Below are 5,003 nucleotides of genomic sequence, written 5' to 3' on the forward strand. Positions count from 1 at the left end.
GGATATATACTCCTGCAGAATCTATTTGCCTCGCAGCCTGGCTTTGGCCAAAAAAAGGAAGTGCTATTAGAGCAAGTGTTACTACGTATTTTTTCATAGTCCTAAGATACTTATTTAAAGTTTTTCTATAAAGTGGGAAATGAGTTTTTTGAAAATAATAAAGGGCTTATTGAAGGACAAATCAATTAATTGTAATTGAACTTACTTTAGTCCTCTATTTTACTTACAAAATACATATTCATCATACCTTTATTTTTGACTTCAATCTCACCCCTCATCTCGCAATCAAAGCTGTCTTTGATTAACGTAAAGGTATTTTCCGTTACATTGATCTTTCCGGGTTGCGAATTAGATTCCATACGGGAGGCGATATTAACGGCATCACCCCAAATGTCATAGGCAAATTTTTTGGTACCCACCACGCCTGCCACCACGGGGCCTGTATTGATGCCAATACGGACATCAAAACGAATCCGGTTTTCGGGGTTCAGGGTTTTTGCAAGATTTACAAACTCGATCATTTCCAGGGCAGCTAAAACCGTTTTAGTGGCGTGGTCCTGAGAAGGATAAGGAAGGCCCCCGGCGCACATATATGAATCCCCGATGGTCTTTATCTTTTCCAGGCCGTACTTTTCAATGATCTCATCGAACTTTGAGAAATAATAATCTACCGTTTCCACCAATTTTTCAGGGGCCAAATTATCTGCGTAATGGGTAAATCCCTTAAAATCAGTAAACATTATAGATACCGATTCAAATTTTTTGGCTTGCACCTTGCCCCGTTGCTTTAATTCAATGGCCGTTTCTTCTGGAAGGATATTCAACAGTAACTTGTCCGACCTGTTCTTTTCCTCTTCGATAATGTTCTTGGTTTTCTTTATAAATATATTACGCCTGTAGAGTCCCATAGCAAGGAAAAAAACCAGTATTAAGACTATAATTGAAACATAAATAACGGTTTTTTGTCTTTTATCTTTTAATAGCTGTATTTCGGATTCCTTCTCAAGCAAGTCTACTTCTGATTGTTTTTGTGCAACTTCAAAATTCGTCCGTACATCGGCCATTTGCTCCATTTCCCTAAGGTTGGTAACGCTATCCCTGTAGGCAATGTGATTCTTGTAATAGCTATTCGATTTTTTATAGTTTCCAACATGATCGTATAATTCGGAAAGCTTCAGATTACTCTCACTTATCTGCTCCTTAAGCCCATATCTTTGTGCCAGATCGAGGCTTCTTTGAGCATAGCTGATGGCCCTGGACCAATTGTTCTTCCTAAGGTAGATATCAGACATATAAGTAAGGAAAACGGAGATTGGGTAATAATCCTGAAGCTCCTCCAATATTGTGATTGCTTCATTGATATTCACCTCTGCCCGGTCATCTTCGCCCTGTTCTGCATAGACCATCCCTATGTTCCCTTTATTGTAGGCCGTACCAATTGGGTAGTTGATTTTCCTGAAGATCTTATCTGAATCTTCGAAATAGATGAGTGCAGAATCCAGCTTTCCATTATTAAAGTAATCATCCCCGGCATTGGTTAAAGCTGTTGCAAGGTTTATGGAATCTTTTTCTTTCTGAAGGATTTTGATAGCATTCTGGTAATACTTTATGGCATTATCATGATTTCCCATAATTGAATACACATCGGCGATAGCAAAATTTGCCTGCCCCAGGCTACTCCCTTCTTCTTCTTCAGAAGCAATTCTCGCGGCTTCAAAATAGCTTTCCAGCGCCTTACTAAGGTCGCCTTTGAGTCTTAACGCGGTTCCTTTCCCAAGATATCCAATAATAATATATTTTACAGAGTCTAATACTTTGGCGGCCTCAATCAATTTCAGACTATAGGCAAGCGATTTTTCAGTATCCGCCTGATTACTTTCTATTTCAAAAAGCATTTTTAATTTATCATTGTCGTTATAATTTCCTGATAAGTAAATAGCTTCCAAACTATCTGCAACCGCTTGATTCTGGCTATATCCGGCAAAGAAAATAAAATAAAAAAAGCCTATTAAAAAACAGACTTTTTTTGTAGCATATTTAATTCCTAAACAAGAACACTCTGGCATTGTATAAATAATTTTCGGGCCTTATTGTTAATTATGTGGCCGAAGTTTAGGATCCAGGGTAAATTTTCCACTTCTTTTACCGCCGTTATTACCATTGTATACCGTGAATGTTATGGTATATGTTTCTTCGCCCTCAGGGGCATTTTTGATTGTGCCGATGACAGTTTCCGGATAACCTCCGTCCCCATTAAGCTTAGGGCGACCAAATAGATCAGCTCCTCCTTTATATTCTATTTTGGTGATATTAACAACATCGTTGGCATTTGAAACAGAAAGCCCCAGCCAGGTTATAGTCTCTCCTGCATCAATACTTGTGGTATACTCACTAGGATTACTTTTCATATTATCCTGATGAAAGGTGCAGTATTTTTCTATAGTTTCTTTCGTGATGTTAGCAGTATCAACGAAAAGTATAATATTGTGATTTTCCATAGATAGTTGGTTTAGTTTTTAGTTGCTTTTAGTTTATCGATTATTACTATTATTTCTTCAAATTAAGATAAGAAATTTAGATAAACCATCTTATATTTATGGACGAACAGGCCTTTATACCTTCCCAATATAAGGTTTTTCTTACCGAAAGAAGTATGAATTAAACTTGAATTAAAAAATACAATTGGTTTAAATTCTGTGATCCTATTCCTTACCTACAAATACAAATGAATAAACCATACGATAACAATTATTATGATAAAGATAAAGCTCAGTGCAAAGTATTTGATGGCATTTTCTACATGCTGGAATTTCTTATCAATAATCATGCTTTCTATATAAATTTGCTGACCTAATTGGGTGTAAAATTCTTCTTCTTCACCAAATATTTCAATTAGATTTTTAGTGTATTTCTCTATACTTCCGAATGAGTATACCGCATCTCTGAAGAAAAGCACATTTTTTTCATATTTCTTAGTAATCTGAGGTTTAAAACACTTAAAACAAAAGTATATAGAAATCAATGAGCTGATCATCCAGAAACAAGCCAATATAATAAACAGAGCACCTTCCTCGAAAAGTGGTTGAAGTTCTTCAAGCCTGTCAAAAAACACCCCCAAAATTAATCCGTGAAATGAAAATATAACCCCGGCTTTAAGTTCCGAAGCCCGGATTAGTTTTTCCAATCGCTCCAATTGCTCCCAATAATTATTGGGATCTTGTCTCGTAACTGAATTCTCTTTATCTGCCATTACTTATTAGTTAAGTATATTTTAAATCAATCAACGAATTAAATATACAATAAATCCGATTATGGATTTAAACTGAACTCAGAACGGACCAGATAATTCATTATCGCTATCGCCCTACCAAAAGCTATTCTGTTGATTTTAGATTTAACTAAATCCATTAAATATGATTGTGCTAAATTTGAAGGATTATGAGTAAAATAGACAACTTAAAACGAGATGCCATCACTGCTTCACTAAATGAAACTAAGGTAGACTGGCAACAGCTCCTGGAGAATATTATTTCGTGTTTTGACTGCACAACTGGAACAATTCATTTTTTGGATAAGAATACCTCAATCTTAAGGTTACAGGCCCACCAGGGCATTCCAACCTTCTTACTGCCAAAAATATCTGAAATACCCATTGGGAAGGGCATGGCCGGGATAGCCGCAGAGCGCAGGGAACCGGTTGAGATTTGTAACCTGCAAACTGATGAATCCGGAGTGGCCAGACCGGCCGCGAGAGAAACCAAAGTTGAGGGATCCATTGCTGTTCCTATGATCATGAATGGGGTTTTATACGGAACATTTGGAATAGCCAAGCCTGTTCCTTATGATTTCACCAAAGAAGAGATTAGCGAACTAACCACAATTGGAACAGAAATGAGCCGGTTTTTATACGATTAAAGCTATTAGGATTTCTGCCTTCACATTAAATCTTAAAGCCGGACGGAATTACCGCGTCCTTTTTAATCACTACAATACCATCTTTAATGACATAGTCATCGGTTTCTATGTCTTCCAGATGCGGACCTCCATTAATGGTTACATCGTCACCTATGCGGCAATTTTTATCAATTATGGCATTATTAATAGTACATCGTTCCCCAATTCCCATTAGTATTTTAATCTTATTTGCTTCTATCTCGTCCAGGGTTTCATAGTAATCGCTACCCATCATGTAGGTATTCTTAACGTTAGAACCATCACCTATTCTGGAGCGTATCCCAATGACTGACCGCTCAATTTTGGTAGCATGGATTATACATCCGTCGGCAATGACTGCCTTGTCCATTTGAGTTCCGGAAATCTTTGAAGTAGGCAAAACTCTGGCTCTTGTATGAATAACGCGTTGGGTGTCATACAGGTTAAACTTCGGGATACTATCGGTTAAACCCAGGTTAGCTTCAAAGAAAGAGTCGATATTTCCTATATCCGTCCAATAGCCTTCAAACTGATAACTTAGCACCTTATGTTTTCCTATGGACTGAGGAAGGATCTCTTTTCCAAAATCCATGGTGTCAGGATCATTCATAAGTTCGATAAGCAGATCCCGATTAAAGATATAAATACCCATGGATGCCAGGTATAAACGCCCTTCCTGTTTCATTTCTTCACTTACTTCAGATTGCCAGTCCGGTAACAAATCGGATGATGGTTTTTCAATAAAGGATGTGATATTATCTTCATTATCATTTTTTAATATTCCAAAAGCGGGAGCATCATTGGCGTGAACCGGAATGGTTCCGATTGTTATATCAGCATTGCTTTGAATATGTTGATCTATCATAAGATTAAAATCCATTTGATATAACTGATCTCCTGAAAGTATTAAAGCATACTCAAATTTGTGCTGCAAAAAATGATGCATACTTTGCCTTACAGCATCTGCCGTTCCCTGAAACCAATCTCCGCTGGTCATGGTTAGCTCGGCTGCTAAAACATCTACAAAAGCTTTACTGAAAAAGCTAAAATGATAGGTGTTTTTAATATGC

The 5,003-nt window shown here is 37.2% G+C and carries 5 protein-coding genes; 1 reads left to right on the forward strand and 4 read right to left on the reverse strand.

Features of this window, described 5'->3' with window-relative positions; all coding sequences use genetic code 11:
- Nucleotides 1–206: 206 nt before the first annotated feature.
- From Q0X89_RS17695 to Q0X89_RS17705, 3 genes are all read right to left on the reverse strand, one after another.
- Nucleotides 207–2,066, reverse strand: coding sequence for an adenylate/guanylate cyclase domain-containing protein (locus Q0X89_RS17695; protein WP_297696669.1), 1,860 nt, complete (start codon nt 2,064–2,066; stop codon nt 207–209).
- A gap of 27 nt (nt 2,067–2,093) precedes the next feature.
- Nucleotides 2,094–2,498: a hypothetical protein gene (locus Q0X89_RS17700; RefSeq protein WP_297696671.1), complete on the reverse strand. Its 405-nt coding sequence runs from the start codon at nt 2,496–2,498 to the stop codon at nt 2,094–2,096.
- A 215-nt stretch (nt 2,499–2,713) separates the two neighbouring features.
- Complete coding sequence (locus Q0X89_RS17705) at nt 2,714–3,250, reverse strand: Pycsar system effector family protein (RefSeq protein WP_297696673.1); 537 nt, start codon at nt 3,248–3,250, stop codon at nt 2,714–2,716.
- A gap of 188 nt (nt 3,251–3,438) precedes the next feature.
- Between Q0X89_RS17705 and Q0X89_RS17710 the strand changes: the two genes are divergently transcribed.
- Nucleotides 3,439–3,915: a GAF domain-containing protein gene (locus tag Q0X89_RS17710; protein ID WP_297696675.1), complete on the forward strand. Its 477-nt coding sequence runs from the start codon at nt 3,439–3,441 to the stop codon at nt 3,913–3,915.
- A gap of 25 nt (nt 3,916–3,940) precedes the next feature.
- Here the strand turns inward: Q0X89_RS17710 and Q0X89_RS17715 are convergent.
- Nucleotides 3,941–5,003 (reverse strand): sugar phosphate nucleotidyltransferase (locus tag Q0X89_RS17715; protein WP_297696677.1); only part of this gene is annotated, 1,063 nt, incomplete at its 5' end.

It is taken from the genome of uncultured Eudoraea sp. (genome assembly GCF_947258525.1).
Classification (GTDB): Bacteria; Bacteroidota; Bacteroidia; order Flavobacteriales; family Flavobacteriaceae; genus Eudoraea.

Coding starts and splice junctions, on each gene's coding strand:
- Q0X89_RS17695 (WP_297696669.1), bottom strand. CDS start 2,066: ATGCCAGAGTGTTCTTGTTTAGGAATTAAATATGCTACAAAAAAAGTC.
- Q0X89_RS17700 (WP_297696671.1), bottom strand. CDS start 2,498: ATGGAAAATCACAATATTATACTTTTCGTTGATACTGCTAACATCACG.
- Q0X89_RS17705 (WP_297696673.1), bottom strand. CDS start 3,250: ATGGCAGATAAAGAGAATTCAGTTACGAGACAAGATCCCAATAATTAT.
- Q0X89_RS17710 (WP_297696675.1), top strand. CDS start 3,439: ATGAGTAAAATAGACAACTTAAAACGAGATGCCATCACTGCTTCACTA.